The sequence below is a fragment of the Aeromonas sp. MR19 genome (assembly GCF_963899305.1).
Classification (GTDB): domain Bacteria; phylum Pseudomonadota; class Gammaproteobacteria; order Enterobacterales; family Aeromonadaceae; genus Aeromonas; species Aeromonas bestiarum.
The window spans coordinates 215620-235870 of the sequence record NZ_CAWQWZ010000021.1 but is presented as its reverse complement, the minus strand read 5'-3'; the positions used below and the strand labels follow the sequence as shown (position 1 = coordinate 235870).

Below are 20251 nucleotides of genomic sequence, written 5' to 3'. Positions count from 1 at the left end.
GGGTGACGCGGGCGTCAGACGGCCAATGAGTGAAGATCGTCGGCATGCTTCAACAGGTGGTGCCCAGCCGGGCGACAACGTGGCCGCAAGGGGACGTGTTCGACAGGGGAACCAACACTATATGCATGACTTTATTCAGTGATTCAACCCTTTATCTCTCTTTGTCGCCGCAGGATGCCGGGTCGGTGCATCCGGGCCAGCCGGTTCAAATCCGGTGGTATGTTCCTGCGTTGCCTGCAGGCTGCGCAGGGTAAGCAGGGCGCCGTCGAAATCGAACACCTTCAACTGGCGTGCCAGCGTATCCCCTTTGGGTCCGAGGCCTAGGAGCAGGGGACCGGCGTACTGCTCGAACAGCGGAATGACGGCTGTGTCGCTCTGCAGCAGCAGGCCTTCAATCTGGCGCAGCAACTGCTGCTGCCAGTGGCCGTTGAGGGGGGCCGACACGGCGGCGGGTTCAGGCTCTTCCTGACCCAGCAGCTCAAGCAGGGCGCCGAGTGCGTTCGTTATCTCCGCCATCTGATCGGTCAGCTCGCTGCCATCGCGGGACAGGTCGTGTTCCAGTCGCTGGCTCTGGTCGGCCAGGGATACCCAGCCCAGGGTCGCGGCGACGCCGCGCAAGGCGTGGGCGAGGCGCGTGGCGGCCGGCTGATCACCCGCCTGCAGATGGCTGCTGAGCAGTTGCATGTCCTGGCTGTGTTCACTGGCGAAATGGCGCAGCAAGGCGGCGTATTTCACCTGGTTGCCCTGCAGCGCAGCCAGCCCCTGTTGCAGATCCAGGCCGGGGAAGGATTGCAGCCGGGCGAGCGGGGCTATCAGGGTATCGCTGGCCCGGCGCTGGTATTGAGGCTGCACCGGCGTGCTGGCGGGCAGCCACAGTTGCAGCGCCTCAAACAGCTTGGCGGGGGTCACGGGCTTGGCGATGAAATCGTTCATGCCCGCCGCCTCACAGGCTTTTCTGTCCTCTTCAAAGGCACTGGCGGTCAGCGCCAGAATGGGGATCTGCTCCCAGCCCGGCAAGACACGGATGGCGCGAGTGGCACTGTAGCCATCCATCAGGGGCATCTGTATGTCCATCAGGATCAGATCGAAGGCGTGCTGGCTGACGCGCTCCAGCGCTTCCTGGCCGTTGACGGCGGTCTCGATGACGAGGCCGCTGTTGTTGAGCAGTTCCAGCACCACCTCGCGGTTGATGGCGTTGTCCTCCACCAGCAGCACGCGGGCGTGGTTGGAGAAAAAGAGCGTCTGTTGCACCGTCTGCTCGAGTCGCGCGGCTTGCTGCGGCTCGCTCTGCCCCAGGGAGAGCAGGGCGGTAAACCAGAAGCAGCTGCCCTTGCCCGGCACGCTGCTCAGACCGACCTCACCCCCCATCAGGGTGGCGAGCCGGCTGGTGATCGCCAGGCCAAGGCCGGTACCGCCGTACTTGCGGGTGGTGGAGACGTCGGCCTGCTCGAATGCCTGGAACAGCTTCTCGCTCTGTTCCGGACTGATGCCGATGCCGGTGTCTTCCACCTCGAAGCGCAGCAGATACCCCGTGGGCAGCGGACGTTCTATCCGTACCCGCAGGGTGACCGAGCCCTGCTCGGTGAACTTGATGGCATTGGCCGCGTAGTTGAGCAGCGCCTGGCGCAGGCGGGTGATGTCGCCATGGACCCAGGCGGGTGTATCCCCTATGTCGACTATGATGGTGAGCCCCTTGGCGCGGGCTTGCTCGCTCATCAGGGCGCTGACGTTGTCCAGCATGGCGGTGAGGGAGAAGTCACTCTGCTCCAGCACCATCTTGCCCGCATCGATTTTGGAGAGATCCAGAATGTCGTTGATGATGGTGAGCAGGTGCTGGGCGGCGTTGTCTATCTTCTCCAGCCGATCGTGCTGGGTGTGATCCGGTGTGTCGCGCTTGAGCAGATAGGTGAGTCCCAAAATGGCATTCATGGGGGTACGGATCTCGTGGCTCATGTTGGCCAGGAAGGCGCTCTTGGCACGGTTCGCGCTCTCCGCCCTTTGATGGGCCTGGGCCAGTTGCAGGGTGCGCTCGTTGACCATCTCTTCCAGATGGTAGCGGTATTGATCCAGCTCCTCGCCGAGCTGTTTCTTCTCCGTGATGTCCGCCTGCACTGTCACATAGTGGGTGATGACGCCGTTCTCCTGCCGAATGGGGGAGACGGTGGCCAGCACCTGATAGTGGGAGCCATCCTTGCGGCGGTTGATGAACTCGCCATGCCAGCGCTGACCCTGATGGATGGCGTCCCACAGGGCAACATAGGTCGCCTTGGGGGTGAGACCTGAGCGCAGCAGGGAAGGGGTCTGGCCCAAGACCTCGCTCTGCTGGTATCCGCTGGCGGCCAGGAAGGCGACGTTGACGTACTCGATGCGCGCCTGGGTATCCGTGATGAAGACGCCATCCGGGCTCTGCTCCAGGGCCAGCGACAGTTGTCGCAACTGTTGTTCGGCCTGCTTGCGCTCCGTGATGTCCAGATTGATGCCGAGCAGGCGCAGCGGGCGCTGCTGTGAATCCCGATAGACGCTGCCCTTGCTCACCAGCCAGCGAATGTCACCGCTGGGCAGCAGGATGCGAAACTCTATCTCGAGGGGTTTGCCCGCCGCGGGCAAGTCGGAGAGCAGCTTGTCGATGCGGGCCTTGTCGTCCGGATGCACGCAACTCTGCCAGGTGCTGAAGGTGTTGAGCTGCTCCACACTGCGGCCATAGAGGCGGGCACATTCGGGGGAGAAGAACAGCTGGCCACTCGGGATGTCCCACTCCCAGATGCCGACGTGTGCCCCTTCCTGAGCCATCAGCAGGCGCTGTTCGCTATTGCGCAGGGCTGTGCTGGTGGTCTCTGCGCGGATGCGGGCGCTGATGGCATCGTCCATCAGATTCAGTGCCGCCAGGCGGGCACGGCGCTGGGTATCGAGTGCCACCTGCTGGTTTTGCAACAGCTGCTGCTCGGTCAGTTTGCGCTCCGTGATGTCCTGTACCGTGCCGTACAGCTCGACGATGGTGCCACTGCCATCGCGCAAGGCGGCGCCCCGGGCAATGATCCAGATGGGCTCCCCCTGTTCGTGGATCACCTCGGCATCGCACTCGTAGGGATAGCCGGTCTGCAGGCAATGCTCGACGGCCTGGGCGATGGCGCGCCACCCCTCCTGGGTGAAATATTTCCTCACCTCGGGATAGACGGCGGGGGGCAGAGACTGGTCGCGGCCATAGATACGGTAGATCTCGGGTGACCAGTAGTGGCTGTTGTCGGCAATATGCCAGCGCCAGTTGCCTATCTTGGCCAGATGCTGGGATTCGCGCAGGATCACCTCGTTGCGGCGCAGGGCCTCTTCGGTCTCCTTGCGTTGCTGGTTGTCCTCGATGATCGAGATGAAGTAGTCGGGCTCCCCCTTGAGATCCCGGACCAGCGCCACAGTGAGGGTGATCCAGAGGATGTCACCCCCCTTGCGCAGGTAACGTTTTTCCAGGGTGTAGTGAGGCCGCTCGCCCGCCAGCATCTGGCCAACATAGGCTTGATCGATGAAGAGATCGTCCGGGTGGGTGATCTGCTGGAAAGTCATGCCCATCAGCTCATCGGCCTGGTAACCCACCATGTCGCACAGCCGCTGGTTGACCCGCAGCCATTTGCCGTCCGGGGCGACCAGGGCAATGCCCACCGCCGCCTGCTCGAAGGTGGCCTGAAAGCGGGTTTCGCTCTGCTGCAGACGGGACTGGATGTTCATCAGCTCCTGCCAGCGCTGGGTCTCCCTGGCGCGGGAGCTGTGCATGGCGGCGCTGAGCAGGCTGATGAGGACGCCGTTGGCGAGCAGTATTCCCCATTGCACCAGATCCTGGCCGGCGGCAATGGTCAGCGAATGGAGCGGGGGCAGCAGGAAGTAGGTGGTGACCAGGGCGCTCACCAGGGTGCTGAGCAGACCCGGCAGCAGGCCACCGAGCAGGGAGCAAATGATGATGGGCAGCATGAAGAGTACCAGCAACGGTCGCTCGCCAAAGGCGATGGGCAGCTGTATCCGGATCTGCAACATGAGAATGGGCAGCAGAATGGCCAGCAGGCAGACCCCCCACCGTTGCCGGGACTGACGGGTATGCCACAGCTGAGACCAGCTCATCATTGGGACTCCTCTGGCGGTGTGGGGGCTTGAGGGTAGGGCGGCTGCTGCCCAAGCTGAAGTGACAGCGCATTGATCTGGTGCTTGAGGGTCAACATGGCCAGCTCCCTGTCCACCATCACCTTGTTGAAACGCTCCAGCTCGCTGTTTTGCTGGCGCAGTTCCGTGGCCTGACGGGTCAGGGCCTGCTCGACCTGCTCCCGCTCGGTCACGTCCAGCAAGAGGCCGAGAACGGCGGGCTGGCCACGATAGTCGACGCGCCGCCCATACAGCTCCACCTCTATGTTCTGATGGTCGTGGTGCAAGGCGGTGAACCGGGTGTGGATCTCGGTATCTTCCTGCTCGCAGCGCAGCAATTGCTCCGCCACCCTGTCGCTGTCTTTCGGGCTGGCCAGAGCGTGCAGCGTGCCGACTTTCAGCAGGGAGTTGGTCGAGCTGTAGCCGAACAGGCGAGCGAAGCCCGGGTTGATGTAACAGAGCTGGCCCTGCTGGAGTATGTAGATGCCGGCTAGGGACTGTTCCACCAGGGCGCGAAACAGACCTTCCCGTTCCTTGAGGCCCGCCTCGGCCCGTTTGAAATCCGTTATGTCGCGGGAGATGCCGAAGATGCCGATCACCTGGCCCTCGTTGTCTTGCAGCGGCCCTTTGGTGGCGAGGAACACCCGATCGCCGCTGGGCAGGGTGAGGTACTCCTCCTGTGTCTGTACCTTGTTGCGGGCTATGACCTGCTGGCCCAGATCCATCAACATTCGGGCCTGGTCGGGTGGGAAGATGGCCATGTCATCCTGACCCAGCATATCGGCGGCCGGCTTGCCGACGAACTGGCTGGCGGCACGGTTGAACAAGATGTATTTGCCTTCCATGTCCTTGGCGAAGATGGCGTCTTCCGAGCTGTCGGCAATGGCGGAGAGCAGTTGCAACGCCTGCAGGCGTCCCGCCTGGGATTGGCGGATCTGCTCTGCCATGAAGAGCTGGGTATGCTGGCGTAGCAATATGATGCCGGCGTTGGCGATGAAGAGCACCAGCATGCCTATGAGCCCAATCCAGATACTCTCCCTGAAAGCAGCATGGTTGAGCTCCGTCTTGTCTATCTTGGCGATTAGATACCAGTCGGTGCCGATGACGGAGTGGATGGTGCCAAAGACCTCGACCCCCCGGTAATCCTGGCCAAAGAACGTCTGCCTGAGCCCCTCTTTGGCACCGCCGTTGAGAAACTGGGCCGCCAGCAGCGTCTTGTTGTCGATGGGGATCTGCAGGGTGAGGGCAGAGTGGGGACGATAGCGCACGTCATTGAGAAACTGTACCTGATTGCCGAGTTTTCGAAACAGCAGGGCTTCCCCGCTGCTGGCCGGAATGGGCCACTGCTTGAGAATGTGGTTGAGCCAGTCGCTGGAGCTGATCTGCAGCACGACAAGAGGGGAGCCGCTGCCAGGCATGGACAGCGGGGCTATGAAGTCGAGCCTGGGCTGGCCCTGCTCATCGAGATAGGGCCCCACCCGCATGACATTGCCCGTTTCCACTTGAGCCAAGGCCTCACGCAGCGGCGCACCAAGGCCGCTGGCCCCGGGCGTCTGCCACAGGGCTGTGCCGGTCGGGCTGAATACGGTCGCCGCGCTGAATCCCCTGATGGAGATGAACTCGGCCAGCCGGGTCATCAGGGGGGTATGTCCATCCGCCGGATGTGCAACTTGTCCCTGGCGATAGAGATTGGCATAGAGCGGGCTTTCGATCAGCAGGCGGGCATCGCGCTCACGGGCATTGAGCCACTCGGTGATCTGTTTGCTCTTGAGATCGGCGATGGCCTCGATCCTGGCTATCTCCTTGTCCTGGGTGTGACCCAGGCTCTGAGCGATGGCCATGCCGGTGAGTCCCAGGATCAGGCCGTTGATCAGGATAAGGGGCAAGAGCTGACGGCGAGAGAATTGACGGGTGACCACTGGCATGTCGATGCGACGGCGCAGCATGGCATAGAGCATGAGCGCCGTGATGAGGATGAACAGCCAACCCTTGATGGTGCTGGCCAGGGCAAACTGGGCCTGAGTGCTGAACAGCCACTCCACCGCCTTGTCGGAGAGCAGGATCCACAGGCTGGCCACTGCGGCATAGGTCAGCACTATGTTGAGAATGTAGGCCCGGGTGAGCGGGGGCTGGTCAGCCATGCTGTGCCTCGTTGTCATCCTTGTAGCGCTCGGCGATGGCGACGAACTGTTCGAAATGGCTGTCGAATGCCGCCACCACGTCTGGATCGAAATGCTGGCCGCTGCCGGTGAGGATCAGGGTTCTCGCCTCGTCATAGGACATGGCGGCCTTGTAGACCCTTACGCTGATGAGGGCGTCAAACACGTCGGCCAGCGCCATCAGCCGGGCCGAGAGGGGAATGTCATCGCCGTGCAGGCCGTCAGGGTAGCCGCTGCCGTCCCACTTCTCGTGGTGCCAGTGGGCAATCTCCTTGGCCAGGGTAAGGAATGCCAAGGGTTGTTCTATGTCTTGTTCCGCTTGCTCGATGGCATCGCTGCCGAGCTTGGCATGGGTGCGCATGGTTGCCCACTCGTCCACCGTCAACTTGGCCGGCTTGAGCAGTATGTGATCGGGAATGCCCACCTTGCCTATGTCGTGCAGGGGGGCCGAGCGGCTCAGCAGGTCTATGTAGCGGGGGGTCAGGGTCTCGGCAAAGCGGGGATGCGTGGCGAGGGAGCTGGCCAGTTGCCGCACGTAACCCTGAGTGCGCAAGATGTGGTTGCCGGTTTCGGGGTCGCGGATCTCCGCCAGGTGGGCGAGGGCACGGATGGAGACCTGCTGGATCAGGTCGTTCTCCATCATGCGGCGTGCCACCTCGGCTTCCAGCGCCGTGTTCTGGCTCTGCAAGCCGTCACGGGCCTGTTTGGCCTCCAGCTGGGTACGCACCCGGGCCTGGACGATGGCCGGTTTGATGGGCTTGGTGATGTAATCGGCCGCTCCCAGCGACAATCCGTACTCTTCACTCTGGGGATCGGCGAGGGCGGTGAGCAGCACCACGGGAATACGGCTGGTCTCGGGGGTGATGCGCAACTGTTTGAGCACCTCATAGCCATCCATGCCCGGCATCATCACATCCAGCAGGATGAGATCCGGCGCCGTCTTGCCAGTGGCGATCCGCAGGCACTTTTCTCCGCTCTGGGCGGCCAGCACCCGATAGGTGGGAGAGAGCAGATCGGTCAGCACCATCAGATTCTCGGGCGAGTCATCGACGATCAGTATGGTGGCGGCGTGAGATGTGAACATAAGTCCTCCGTGACGTTGTCTCAATGAGTTCGAGTATAGAGTCAATTGTTACCAAGTAATAAGGACTTACCCCGACTTATCTCTGGATGGAGAGATCCCTGCCCGACCCCTGTGGCCAGGCAGGCTCTCATGTCACGGCGGCCGATCAAGCCGTCAATCTGGCGTGCCGTTGGCCCAGCAGGTGATGGCGTCACCCACGGAGAATTTGCCCTCCAGCAGGGCGCGGCCAAGGATGATCCCCTTGACCCCGGAGCCCTTGAGCGCCTCTATGTCCTGGATCCCGCCAATCCCGCCCGAGGCCTGGAAGGCCACGCTCGGGTAACGGGCGCAGAGATCCCGATAGAGCTCGACGTTGGTGCCCGCTAAGGTGCCATCGCGGCTGATGTCGGTGCAGAGCACATGCTTGAGACCGACCGGCAGGAAGCGCTCGATCAGCGCCTCTATGGTCACGCCGCTGTTCTCCTGCCAACCCGCCACGGCGATATGACGATTGCCCTGGGCGTCGATATTGACGTCCAGCGCCAGCACTATCTGCTCGGGGCCATATTTCTCCATCCAGCTTGCCACCAGATCCGGGGATTTGACGGCGGTGGAGCCAATCACCACCCGGCTGGCACCGGCGGCCAGCAGATCCGCCACATCCTGCTCGGTGCGCACCCCGCCGCCCACCTGTACCGGCGCCTCGGTGGCCGACAGCAGCTGGGTCAGCAGGGGGAGTTGGCGGGCCTGTGTCTCTTTGGCACCGTCCAGATCCACCAGGTGCAGTTGCACCGCCCCCTGGGAGACATATTCGTCAAAGCGGGCCTGCGGGCTGTCGCTGTAGGCGGTCTTCTGGTCGTAGTCACCCTGATAGAGGCGAACCACCTGACCCTTGATAAGGTCGATTGCAGGAATGATCATCCTTGTCATAGCTCCAGAAAGTTTTGCAGTAAACGGGCACCCGCCGCGCCTGAGCGCTCCGGGTGGAATTGGGCGCCGAAGAAGTTGTCCCGCCCGACGATGGCGGTAAAGGGCGTGCCATAGTCACAGGTGGCGAGCGTCGCGTCTGTCACCTCCAGGGCGTAGGAGTGGACGAAGTAGAAGTAGCTGCCGCTTGGGATGCCCTTGAGCAGGGGATGGCGCTCGTCGTGCTCAATCTGGTTCCAGCCCATGTGGGGCAGGCGCAGCTTGCCCACCTCCATCAGCCGGATCTTGCCCGGCACTATGCCGAGGCAGTCGATCAGATCGCCGCTGCTGCCATCTGCACTCATGCTCTCTTCAGACGCCTCCGCCAGCATCTGCATGCCGAGGCAAAAGCCCAGCAGCGGCTGTTTGGCGGCGCGAATGAGGGGCACCAGATTGCGCTCGTTGAGGTTTTTCATGGCCGCCACGGCTGTGCCGACCCCGGGCAGGATCAGCTTGTCGGCACTCTCGATATCGGCCGCCTTGCTGGAAACCAGCGGCTGCACGCCGAGGCGCTCAAACGCCATTCTGACCGAGGCCAGATTGGCGCAGCCGGTGTCGATGATGACCAGTTTCTGAGTGCTCATCGTGTGTCCCTATCCATGTCGATTGGCGAGATCCGCACCATCGATGCGGTATCGATAATCACCAGCTTCTGAGAGTTCGTTGCCATTACAAGACTCCCTTGCTGGAGGGGAGCTCGCTCCCTTCCACCCGGATGGCCTGGCGCAAAGCGCGGCCAAAGCCCTTGAAGAGCGCCTCCACCTGGTGGTGGGTGTTGCCGCTGCCGACTTTCATCTGCAATGTGATGGCCATGGCGTCCGACAGGGAGCGGAAGAAGTGGGGCACCATCTCGGTGGCCATCTCACCCACGCTGTCGCGGCCAAAGCCGCTCGGGCAGTCAAACACGAAGTAGGGGCGGCCGCTCAAGTCCAGGGCGGTACTCACTTCCTGCTCGGTGAGCGGGCGGGCATCGATCACCGCCTGTACCTCATCCATCGCCAGCACGAAGCCGAAACGGCCTATGCCGCGCTTGTTGCCGAGCGCCTGGCGCATGGCCTGACCCAGCGCCAGCCCCACATCTTCCACCGTGTGGTGATCGTCGATGTGCAGATCGCCGCTCACCTTCAGCTTGAGTCTGAAACCGGCGTGGGTCGCTATCTGATCCAGCATGTGATCGAAGAAGCCGATGCCGGTGGCGATCTGGTTGCCGCCGCTCTTGTCGAGATCCACCGCCACCTGGATGCGGGTCTCCTTGGTATAGCGCTCCACTTCGGCCACGCGGCCCTTGGACAGCAGCTGATCACGGATGGCGAGCCAGTCGTGATCCTGCGGCTGATAGCGAATGCCACCGATGCCCATGTTCTCGGCGAGCTGCAGGTCTGTCTGTCTGTCACCAATCACGAAAGAGTTGGCGAAATCGATGCGACCGGAGGCCAGATACTCCTTCACCAGTCCCAGATTGGGTTTGCGGCAGCTGCAGCCGTCGGTCGGGAAGTGGGGGCAGATAAGCACCTGTTCCCAGTGGACCCCTTGCGATTCAAACAGGTGCATCATCAGGTCGTGGGGCGGCTGGAAGTTTTCCAGCGGCAGGCTGGCCGTACCCAGCCCATCCTGGTTGGTCACCATCACCAGCACGTAACCGGCGGCCTGCAGCTCGCGCAGCACAGGGATCACCATGGGCTCGAAGCGCAGCTTGGCGAGGCTGTCCACCTGTTTGTCGGTCACCGGCTCTTCAATCAGGGTGCCGTCGCGGTCGATAAACAAAAACGGGGTCTTCATCAATGACATCCTTATACGCTGGCGGCAGACGGGTTGTTGAGTGGCATCTGGTTGGCCGAGACGTCTCGCAATACTGCGATCACTGCATCCATTTCGCCCTGATAGCCGATGGTGATGCGAATGCTGTTGTCCAGGCCCGGCTTGGTGGAGAAATCCCGCAATATGATGCCGGCGGCCTTCATGGCGGCAAAGACGGTGGCGCCGTCAACGAAGCGCACCAGTATGAAGTTGCCCTTGTCCTCGAAAAGCTCCCGCACGCAGGCCAGGCTGGCCAGCTCGGCCTTGATCAACGCCTTCTGCTTGTTGAGCTCGGTGACCCGCTCCTGCATTAGCTCCAGTCCCATGGGGGAGAGCGCCTGCGTCGCTATCTGGGCGATGGGATCCGGGATGGGGTAGGGAGCTATCACCTTGGCCAGCATGGCGATCACCTCGGGGCTCGCCAGCGTAAAGCCGCAGCGGATCCCGGCCAGGGCAAAGGCCTTGGAGAGGGTGCGGGTCACCACCAGATTGGGGAAACGGGCCAGCAAGTCCACCACGGACGCCTCTGGACAGAACTCGATATAGGCCTCGTCGACCACGATAATGGCGCGCTTTCTGGCCTTCTCCAGCAGGGCGATCAAGCCGTCTCGACCCATCAGATCCCCGGTGGGGTTGTTGGGGGAGCAGAGGAACACCAGCTTGACGTCGGAGAGGCGGTCGGCGATGGCGGACCAGTCCGGCTGACGGCTGGCCGTCAAAGGCTGTTCGACGATACCCACGCCACAGGTCTCGGCACTGATGGCGTACATGCCGTAGGTGGGGGGGCAGATCAGGATCTGATCCTGCCCCGCCTCGCAGAAGGTGCGAACAAGCAGCTCTATGGCCTCGTCGGCGCCCCGGCTCACCAGCACCTGACTTGGGCTCACACCCGCATAGGCGGCGTAGCCGTTGATCACCTCGGCCGGTTGGGGCTCGGGGTAGCGGTTGAGGCGACTCCCCTCGATGGTGAAGGGGTAGGCCTGCGGCGCCTCGTTGGCATTGAGCCAGATGTGGCCCTTGCCGCCGATGCGGCGGGCGGATTGGTAAGGGGTGAGGGCCCGCACCACGCGGCGGGCCAGATTGGCGATGCTCATGACAAATCCTTCTGCGGCTGGTTTGAAAGTGCGCTCAACCTGAGGGTGACGGCGTTTTTGTGGCCATCGAGCCCTTCTGCCTGGGCGATGCGCTGGACTATGGGGCCGAGCCCCTGGATGCCCTCGACGCTCAGCTCCTGCACGGTGTAGCGGCGCTGGTAATCGGCCAGCCCCAGGCTCGAGCAGGTGCGGGCGTAGCCGTAAGTGGGCAAGGTGTGGTTGGTGCCGCTGGCGTAATCGCCGACCGACTCCGGTGTCCACTGGCCGAGGAAGATGGAGCCGGCGTTCTCGAGCTTGCCGAGCAGTTCCCGCGGCGCCTGGGTCTGAACTATCAGGTGCTCGGGGGCATAGGCGTTGGAGATGGCGCAGGCCTCGTCCAGGCTGTCGCAGAGGATCACCAGGCTGGCGCCCAGCGCCTTGGCAGCGATGTCCCGGCGGCTGAGCCGGGCCAGCTGGCCCTTGATCTCGCCGGCAATGGCATCGGCCAGCAGCGGAGAGGTGGTGACCAGCACCACCTGACTGTCGGGGCCGTGCTCGGCCTGGGAAAGCAGATCTGCCGCCACAAACGCCGGATTGGCGCTCTCGTCGGCAATCACCAGCACCTCGGAGGGGCCGGCAGGCATGTCGATGGCGGCGCCGCGCCAGTCACGGGAGACCTGGCCCTTGGCCTCTGTCACGTAGGCGTTGCCCGGACCGAAGATCTTGTCCACCTTGGGGATGCTCTCGCTGCCATAGGCCATGGCGGCGATGGCCTGGGCGCCGCCGATGGCGAATACCTTCTCGACGCCGCAGGCGCGGGCGGCAAACAGTATCTCGTCGCTGGCTGGCGACGGGGTGCAGAGCACCACCTCACGGCAACCAGCTAGGCGTGCCGGAATGGCCAGCATCATGACGGTGGAGGGGAGCGGTGCACTGCCCCCCGGCACATAAAGACCGACCCGGCTGATGGGCTGGGTGCGCAGCTCGCATACCACGCCGGGCTGGGTCTCGACCCGCACCACCGGCTGCACCTGGGCGGCGTGGAAGGTGCGAATATTGGCAATCGCGGCTTCGATGGCACTCTTGATGTCATCATCCAGCCGCGCACAGGCGGCCTCGATTTCGGCCTCGCTGACCCGCAGTTGTTCACGGGGGGCGCGTTCGAAACGCAGGCCGAGCTCGCGCAGGGCCTCGTCGCCACGGCTGCGCACGGCTGCGATGATCTCCTTGACCACGGCGCCTATGTCCGCCTCGTCATTGAGGGCGGGCCGGGTCAGCACGTCGGTTTGCTGGGCGGGGGAGAGGGTCTTCCAGATCAGGGTCTGCATGGTGTCCCCTCCTTATTCCATCATTTTTTCGATGGGCAGCACCAGGATGGAGCTGGCACCGAGGGCCTTGAGCTGCTCCATGGTTTCCCAGAACAGGGTCTCGCTGGATACCACGTGCAGCGCCACCTGATTGGTGTCACCGGCCAGCTGCATTATGGTAGGGCGCTCGGCGCCGGGCAGCAGATCCGTGATGGCATCGAGCTTGTCTTTGGGGGCGTGTAGCATGATGTACTTGCTCTCGCGCGCCTGTTGCATGCCCTGGATGCGGGGCAGCAGCTTGTCGATCAGCTTCTGCTTGGCCTCATTCAAGGGGTTGGGGGCCTGCACCAGCACCGCCTTGGAGCGGTAGATCACCTCCACCTCTTTGAGGCCGTTGGCCTCCAGGGTCGCGCCTGTGGAGACCAGATCGCAGATGGCATCGGCCAGACCAGCGCGCGGCGCCACTTCCACCGAGCCGCCCAGCATGACGCTCTTGAAATTGAGCCCCTTCTCATCGAAGAAGCGCTTGAGCAGACCTGGGTAGGAGGTGGCGATGCGCTTGCCCGCCAGGCTCTGCGGCCCCGTGTAGGCCACATCGTCCGGCACCGCCAGCGACAGGCGGCAGCCCCCGAAATCGAGCTGCTTGAGGGTTTTCACTTCCGCGGGCAGCCCCTGGGAGGCGCGAATGAGCTGCGCCTCTTCCAGCACGTTCTCACCTATGATGCCAAGGTCGACCACCCCTTCCATCACCAGACCGGGGATGTCGTCATCACGCACCCGCAGTATGTCGATGGGCATGTTTTCCACATGGGCGATAAGGCGCTGCTCGCGCAGGTTGATCTTGAGGCCGCAGCTCTTGAACAGGGCCTGGGAATCCTGGCTTAGACGACCGGACTTTTGCATGGCGATACGCAGGCGTTGTGTTTCCATTTGCTCGATTTCCTTCTAGTCAAAAACGAAAAAACCCTCGGAAGTATGTGCTTCCGAGGGTTTATGAATCTTGCGGTCCTTTTGGAAGTCACCAGTTAAGTGTCTTCCAGCAGTCAACCTCCTGAAAGACTAGTCGGGATGATGATGGTGGTGATGAGTCTTCAGCAGGGTGAACTTCATGTAACTAATCCTTTACAAATAAGATGTCGTAGTTGACGCCCGATTTAAACTACCTTCCTTGACGGAAAAAGCAACTCGAAAATGTGATTCCATCGATTAAAGTTGAGAAAACGGTTTCTTGGTCGATAACTAGACAAGATGCCCCAGAGGAGGCGAGATCATGCCCAGCCAGGACCTGTTGTTTCCCATTTTGCCGCGGGCGCCAGCGACCCCGAGTCCTGACGACATCAAGCGGGAAGTGACCCAGATCAGCCAGAAGCACCAGTTGCGCAAGACCAGCACCGACAACGGTGAGTCCCAGCAGCGCCAGCAGGCCTACCCCTCTGCCAAACGTGATCAGCCAAAGCCCGAAGAGGACGATCACAAGCCGGATCCCGAGCACCAGATCGATCTCTTCGTCTGAACGCATTATCAGTCCCGCTTTCACCGCATTTTTGGCATAATGCCCGCTTTTGCTGCGGGACGCCCTTTTGACCATCCAGACCCTGTTCAAGCCAGATGGCCCTCTGGCCAGCCACATCGACGGCTTTGTTGCCCGCGCCCCGCAACTGGCCATGGCCGAGGCCGTCTCCAGCGCCATCAAAAGCGGTGGCCGTCTGCTGGTGGAGGCGGGCACGGGCACTGGCAAGACCTATGCCTATCTGGTGCCGGCGCTGGAGTCCGGCAAGCGGGTGGTGATCAGCACAGGTTCCAAGAACCTGCAGGAGCAGCTCTTCTACCGAGACCTCCCCACCATCACGGGGGCACTCTCCTACACCCCGCCGGTGGCCCTGCTCAAGGGGCGCAGCAACTACCTGTGCATAGAGCGGATGAACCGCCTGCTCAGCGAATCCCATCTGCAAAAGCCGGAAGTCCTCAACGATCTGGTCAAGGTCAAATCCTGGTCCACTGCCACCGACAACGGCGATGTGGGTGATATCCCGGGTCTGCAGGAGAACGCCGAGATCCTGGCCCACGTCACCAGTACCAACGACAACTGCCTCGGCCGCGACTGCCCCTATTACGACGACTGCCATCTGGTGGTGGCCCGCCGCCGTGCCATGGATGCCCAGGTGGTGGTGATCAATCATCACCTCTTCTTCGCCGATATGGCGGTGAAAGACACGGGATTTGGTGAGCTGGTGCCAGAAGCCCAGGTCTATGTGTTCGACGAGGCGCACCAGTTGGCGGAGATCGCCACCAACTACTTCGGCAAATCGGTGGGCAGCCGTACCATCCAGGATCTGGCGCAGGATATCCAGCTTGCCTATCGCGCCGAGGCCCACGACATGGGGCAGCTTGGCAAGGCGGCGGACCGGCTCTCCATCGCCAGCCAGGATCTGCGCCTCGCCTTCGGGGTGGACGGCGGCCGTGGCAATACCCGCGACATGTTGCGCCAGCCGCTCTGGGCCCAGGCGCTGGCCCGCCTCAACGATGCCCTCGGGCTCTGTTACGAGGTGCTCAAACTCGCGCTGGGGCGCGGTGAGCAGCTGGATCACGCCTTCGAGCGGATCTGCGAGCTGCGCGCCCGTCTTGAGGAGGTGCTGACCATCAACCAGACCGGCTTCTCCTACTGGTATGACTGCTCGCGGCTGCACTTCTCCCTCAACATCACCCCGCTGTCGGTGGCCGAGCGCTTTGGCGCCGAGGTGCTGCGCCCCGAGGTGGCCTGGATCTTTACCTCCGCCACCCTGACGGTGGACATGCGCTTCGATCACTTTGTGGCCGAACTCGGGCTCGCGGGCAGCGCCGAGCTCATCCTCGACAGCCCGTTTGATTACGCCGAACAGGCGCGGCTGTGCGTGCCCCGTTTTCTGCCCGAGCCCAACGCCTTCGGGCGGGGCGAGCAGCTGGCCCAGCTGATGATCCCCCTCATCAACAAGACGCCGGGGGGCTGTTTCTTCCTCTGCACCAGCCATCAGGTGATGCGCCAGGTGGCCGAGGTGTTGCGCCGCGAGATAGGCCGCACCGTGCTGCTGCAGGGGGAGGACAACAAGCAGCGGCTGCTCAAGGAGTTCGTGGAGAATGGCCGCGCCGTGCTGGTGGCCACCAGCAGCTTCTGGGAGGGGATAGACGTGCGAGGGGCCGCGTTGTCGTGTGTTATCATCGACAAGCTACCGTTTGCCAGCCCGGACGACCCGCTGCTCAAGGCGCGAGTCGATGATTGCAAGCTCAAGGGGGGCGATCCCTTCGCCGAGCTGCAACTGCCCAAGGCGGTGATAGCGCTCAAGCAGGGGGTGGGGCGGCTCATTCGTGATCGCAGTGATCACGGCGTACTGGTCATCTGTGATCCACGCATGGTCAACAAACCCTACGGCGCCACCTTTATCAAGAGTCTGCCCGCCATTCCCCGTACCCGGGAGCTAGGGACGCTGGGGAGTTTCTTCGATCGCGGCGAATAGGTGCTCCGCTGATGGGTATCCAGTGGCCTGTTGATGGCAGTCAAGGCTATTTTCTCAAGAGATGCGGCGGCCACGCAGCCCGCTTCGAGGGTTTTTCATCGAGCCGCTTGCAGATAGATGACAGAATTGAACAACGGGCGAGCACAACTTGCTTGCCGGTTACGTAATTGACTGATTTTATAGAGATTGGAAAGCATGAACGAGTTGAAGATCCTGGCCGTTGATACCGCCACCGAAGCCTGCTCCGCTGCCCTGCTGGTGGGCGACAAGCTGTTCTCCCGCTGGGAAGAGGCGCCGCGGGATCACACCCGTAAAATCTTGCCCATGGTTCAGGCTGTGTTGGACGATGCCGGGATAGCCTTGAGCGAGCTCGATGCCATAGCGTTCGGGCGTGGTCCGGGTTCTTTCACCGGCGTGCGGATCGGGATCAGCGTGGCCCAGGGACTGGCCTTCGGGGTTGGCGTGCCGCTCATCGGCATCTCCACTCTGGCCGCCATGGCGCAGGGGGCTTATCGGCTGGAAGGCGCCGAGCGGGTGTTGACCGCCATCGATGCGCGCATGGGGGAGGTCTACTTCGGTCAGTACGCGCTGAAGGAGGGCCGCATGCAGCTGGTGGGTGAAGAGGTCGTGAGCGATCCGGCTGCGCTGGTGGCGTCTGGCCCGCTGGCGGGTCGCTGGACCCGTGTCGGCACCGGCTTTGAGACCTATGGCGAGATCCTGGGTGGTCTGGCCGAGGAGGTTGTCATGAGCCAGGTGCGCTTCCCGGCGGCCGTCGACATGCTGCCGCTGGCGCGTGCCGCCTTGCTGGCGGGGGAGGCTGTACCTGTGGAGCAGGCCACCCCGGTATACTTGCGAGACAAGGTAACCTGGAAAAAACTGCCGGGTCGCGAATAAGGGCAGGAAGCGGCGTGGCATGCCTGTCGCTCCTGCCATAAACCAGGATCCCCATGCCGGACAGGGTCTGGTAACAGGTTCGGTATTCGGCAAACAGGAGAGTGACATGATGAAACGTGCGATTGTGATAGGGGTAGCGGGCTTGTTGCTCGGCGCGTGCAGCTCCGTGCCCAAGGAGCTGGCCTATGAGCCGGAAAGCCAGCTGGTGGCGTATCAGCCTGCCCTGGCTGGTCAGGAAGGCAAGCCGGCGCGCTGGAGCGGAGTCATCTCGGCGGTGCACAATTTGACGGAAAAGAGTGTCATCGAAATGGTTTATCTGCCGCTCAAACCCAACGGCGTGCCGGAGCAGACCGAGCAGAGCCCGGGTCGATTTTTCGCTGTCATGAAGGGCTTCGTCGATCCGACCCTGTACGCCAAGGGGCGCAGCCTGACGGTGCTCGGCACTATCGGCAAACCGGTGGATGGCCAGATTGGCCAGCACAAGTATCGCTTCTCCGTGCTCGATGTCAGCTCCAGCAAGCTGTGGCCACCGGTGAAAGAGGTGGAGATCCGCTACATGGACCCTTACTTCTACGACCCCTTCTATGATCCCTTCTGGCCGAGACGGCCGCTGCGTCGCTAAGGTTGCTCATGACACTCATCATGCAGGAGAAAATGGTCACCCTGACCGATGGTCGCCGGGTGGCCTTGCTTGACAACGAGCAGCAGGGCAAGCCGCTGCTGATCGCCTTGCACGGCTGGCTCGACAACGGCGCCAGCTTTCTGCCTCTGGCCCCCTATCTGGCTAATTTTCATCTGATCTGCGTCGATCTGCCGGGCCATGGCCACTCGGATCACAAAACCACCCCCTATGTTTTTGTCGACTGGCTGGATGATCTCTACCAGATCGTTCAGGCGGCAGGCTGGTCGCATTTCAGCCTGCTCGGTCACTCCCTCGGGGCGCTGATCGCCTCCGCCTATGCCGGTGTCTTCCCCGAGCAGGTGGAGCGGCTCATCATGCTGGAGGGGCTGGGCCCCTTGAGCCAGCCCGATGAGGAGGTGCCGGCCCAGCTGCGGCGGGCGATGTTAAATCGCAGCCGCACCCGTGAGCGAGCCTCCCAGGGCTTTGCGTCCATCGATGAAGCGGTGGCGGCGCGCTGCAAGGTGGCCGACATTGGCCCGGGTTCGGCACGCCTTATCTGCGAGCGACAACTGGTGGAGCGGGCCGGGCGCTGGCATTGGCGCAGCGACCCCAGATTGCGGGATCTGTCGCCACTTCGCATGAGCGAAGGCCAGGCCCAGGCGCTGATCCGGGCTATCCGCTGCCCTGTGCTCTTCATCCGGGGTGAGCAGGGCTTTGCCAGCCTGCTGGCGCAGTGGCAGTTGCGTCATGGCGCATTCGAGCGAATAGAAATGGTCGTTTTGGCGGGAAACCATCATTTTCATATGGAAAATTCGGTCGATACCGCCGTTTGTATCGAAAAATTTTGTCAAATTCGGTAGAATCACCAGCTTTCAATAATTCCAGGTTTGTCTTCCCCCTCACACTTTTCCGTTGTTAATTTGCTGTTAATTGATGTTGCCCTATGTAAATATGTGCGGCATTAGAGCATGAGCTTAAAACAACCGATTTAAATGGATGTGAACAGGGACGGAGGCAACACAGTGAGCGCACAGGTGCTAGTTATGCAGGAGAAGTTCGTGGAAAAAGTCTGGCTGAAGCGTTATCCGGAAGGAGTCCCCGCCGAGATCAACCCAGACCAATACAGCTCCCTGGTCGACATGTTTGAGGCATCGGTGACCGAGTTCGCCGATCAACCTGCCTTCGTCAACATGGGGCAGACCATCACCTACCGCCGACTGGAAGAGCAGTCCCGCGCCTTTGCCGCCTACCTGCAAAACGAGCTCAAGCTCAGCCAGGGTGATCGGGTGGCCGTGATGATGCCGAACCTGTTGCAATACCCCATCGCCGTGTTCGGCATACTGCGCGCTGGCATGATAGTGGTGAACGTCAACCCGCTCTATACCCCGCGCGAGCTGGAGCATCAGCTCAAGGACTCTGGCGCCAAGGCCATCGTCATCGTCTCCAACTTTGCCCATACCCTGGAAAAAGTGGTCTACGACACCCCGATCAAGCACGTCATCCTGACCCGCATGGGCGACAACCTGGGGCTGGCCAAGGGCACGCTGGTCAACTTCGTGGTGAAATACGTCAAGAAGCTGGTGCCCAAATACAACCTGCCCCATGCCAGCACCATGCGTCAGGCCCTCTCCAAGGGCCGTTACCTGCAGTACATCAAGCCCGAGATCACCAACGACGATCTCGCCTTCCTGCAGTACACAGGCGGCACCACAGGCCTCTCCAAGGGGGCCATGCTGACCCATCGCAACATGATCGCCAACGTCGAGCAGTGCCTCGGCGTCTACGGCCCCATGCTGGAGCGGGGCAAGGAGTTCGTGGTCACGGCACTGCCGCTCTACCACGTCTTCGCCCTGACCGTGAACTGCCTGCTGTTCATGCGCATGGGGGGATACAACCTGCTCATCAGCAACCCGCGCGACATCCCGGGCTTCGTCAAAGAGATCAGAAAATACCCCTTCACCTGCATCACAGGGGTCAACACCCTGTTCAATGCCCTGGTCAACAACGGCGAATTCCAGTCGATGGATTTCAGCAAGCTGAAGCTGACCATAGGGGGGGGCATGGCGGTGCAACGGGCGGTGGCCGAACAGTGGAAGGGACTGACCGATACCCCGCTGCTGGAAGGTTATGGCCTGACCGAGTGTTCGCCGCTGGTGAGCGTCTGCCCCTACGATCTGCTCGACTACAACGGCTCCATCGGTCTGCCGGTCTGCTCCACCGACATCCGGCTGGTGGATGACGCCGGTCAGGTGATCACCGAATTTGGCAAGCCCGGCGAGATGCAGGTGCGCGGCCCCCAGGTGATGGTGGGTTACTGGCAGCGTCCAGAGGCTACTGCCGAGGTGATGCAGGATGGTTGGCTCTGTACCGGCGATATCGCCGTGTGCGACGAGCAGGGCTTCTTCAAGATCGTCGATCGCAAGAAGGACATGATCCTGGTCTCGGGCTTCAACGTCTATCCGAACGAGATCGAGGACGTGGTGGCGCTTCACCCCAAGGTGCTGGAAGTGGCGGCGGTCGGTGTGCCGCACAAGGTGTCCGGCGAGCTGGTGAAGATCTTCGTGGTCAAGAAAGATGCAAAACTGCAGGAGGACGAGATTATTGCCCACTGCCGCACACATCTGACTGCCTATAAGGTGCCGAAACTGGTAGAATTTCGCGACGAACTTCCCAAGACCAATGTGGGCAAGATCCTGCGCCGCGTGCTGCGCGACGAGGAAATTGCCAAGCAGCAATAGCGGGCGATGCGCCGCTGTC

The 20251-nt window shown here is 62.0% G+C and carries 15 protein-coding genes and 1 other annotated feature; of the genes, 6 read left to right on the top strand and 9 right to left on the bottom strand.

From position 1 onward, the window contains the following. Positions 1 to 135: 135 nt before the first annotated feature. The 9 genes from AACQ95_RS13825 to hisG form a co-directional block, all read right to left on the bottom strand. Entirely contained in the window at positions 136 to 4107 is a 3972-nt protein-coding gene (locus tag AACQ95_RS13825) for a PAS domain S-box protein (protein WP_241278788.1), read from the bottom strand. Further along, complete coding sequence (locus AACQ95_RS13820) at positions 4104 to 6263, bottom strand: PAS domain-containing protein (protein WP_241278787.1); 2160 nt, start codon at positions 6261 to 6263, stop codon at positions 4104 to 4106. Before AACQ95_RS13820 ends, AACQ95_RS13825 begins: the two co-directional genes overlap by 4 nt. Further along, positions 6256 to 7365: a response regulator gene (locus AACQ95_RS13815; RefSeq protein WP_241278786.1), complete on the bottom strand. Its 1110-nt coding sequence runs from the start codon at positions 7363 to 7365 to the stop codon at positions 6256 to 6258. Before AACQ95_RS13815 ends, AACQ95_RS13820 begins: the two co-directional genes overlap by 8 nt. Positions 7366 to 7518: 153 nt before the next feature. Next, positions 7519 to 8265: a 1-(5-phosphoribosyl)-5-[(5-phosphoribosylamino)methylideneamino]imidazole-4-carboxamide isomerase gene (gene hisA / locus AACQ95_RS13810; protein ID WP_241278785.1), complete on the bottom strand. Its 747-nt coding sequence runs from the start codon at positions 8263 to 8265 to the stop codon at positions 7519 to 7521. A 5-nt stretch (positions 8266 to 8270) separates the two neighbouring features. Further along, positions 8271 to 8894 (bottom strand): imidazole glycerol phosphate synthase subunit HisH, encoded by a 624-nt coding sequence (hisH, locus tag AACQ95_RS13805; RefSeq protein ID WP_241278784.1) that lies wholly within the window; start codon positions 8892 to 8894, stop codon positions 8271 to 8273. Between the two features lie 85 nt (positions 8895 to 8979). Beyond that, positions 8980 to 10089, bottom strand: a complete 1110-nt coding sequence (hisB, locus tag AACQ95_RS13800) for a bifunctional histidinol-phosphatase/imidazoleglycerol-phosphate dehydratase HisB (RefSeq protein WP_043134875.1) — start codon at positions 10087 to 10089, stop codon at positions 8980 to 8982. An 11-nt stretch (positions 10090 to 10100) separates the two neighbouring features. After that, positions 10101 to 11201, bottom strand: a complete 1101-nt coding sequence (hisC, locus tag AACQ95_RS13795) for a histidinol-phosphate transaminase (protein WP_241278783.1) — start codon at positions 11199 to 11201, stop codon at positions 10101 to 10103. Next, positions 11198 to 12508: a histidinol dehydrogenase gene (gene hisD, locus AACQ95_RS13790; protein WP_241278782.1), complete on the bottom strand. Its 1311-nt coding sequence runs from the start codon at positions 12506 to 12508 to the stop codon at positions 11198 to 11200. Before hisD ends, hisC begins: the two co-directional genes overlap by 4 nt. A gap of 12 nt (positions 12509 to 12520) precedes the next feature. Continuing rightward, a complete protein-coding gene (hisG, locus tag AACQ95_RS13785; RefSeq protein WP_043134870.1) occupies positions 12521 to 13417 on the bottom strand; it encodes an ATP phosphoribosyltransferase in 897 nt (298 codons plus the stop codon). A gap of 25 nt (positions 13418 to 13442) precedes the next feature. Then, positions 13443 to 13571: a sequence feature (His leader region), on the bottom strand. 186 nt (positions 13572 to 13757) lie between these two features. Between hisG and AACQ95_RS13780 the strand changes: the two genes are divergently transcribed. From AACQ95_RS13780 to fadD, 6 genes are all read left to right on the top strand, one after another. Continuing rightward, entirely contained in the window at positions 13758 to 14000 is a 243-nt protein-coding gene (locus AACQ95_RS13780) for a hypothetical protein (protein ID WP_043134867.1), read from the top strand. Between the two features lie 67 nt (positions 14001 to 14067). Continuing rightward, on the top strand, positions 14068 to 15978 hold the full coding sequence (locus AACQ95_RS13775; protein WP_241278781.1) for an ATP-dependent DNA helicase: 1911 nt from the start codon (positions 14068 to 14070) through the stop codon (positions 15976 to 15978). 195 nt (positions 15979 to 16173) lie between these two features. Then, a complete protein-coding gene (gene tsaB, locus AACQ95_RS13770) occupies positions 16174 to 16872 on the top strand; it encodes a tRNA (adenosine(37)-N6)-threonylcarbamoyltransferase complex dimerization subunit type 1 TsaB (protein ID WP_241278780.1) in 699 nt (232 codons plus the stop codon). 106 nt (positions 16873 to 16978) lie between these two features. Beyond that, positions 16979 to 17494, top strand: a complete 516-nt coding sequence (locus AACQ95_RS13765) for a Slp family lipoprotein (protein WP_098984091.1) — start codon at positions 16979 to 16981, stop codon at positions 17492 to 17494. 8 nt (positions 17495 to 17502) lie between these two features. Further along, positions 17503 to 18354 carry an alpha/beta fold hydrolase gene (locus AACQ95_RS13760; RefSeq protein WP_241278779.1) on the top strand — a complete coding sequence of 284 codons (852 nt, stop codon included), beginning with the start codon at positions 17503 to 17505 and terminating at the stop codon, positions 18352 to 18354. Positions 18355 to 18552: 198 nt separating this feature from the next. Beyond that, positions 18553 to 20232 (top strand): long-chain-fatty-acid--CoA ligase FadD, encoded by a 1680-nt coding sequence (gene fadD, locus AACQ95_RS13755; protein ID WP_103470893.1) that lies wholly within the window; start codon positions 18553 to 18555, stop codon positions 20230 to 20232. Positions 20233 to 20251 lie beyond the last annotated feature (19 nt).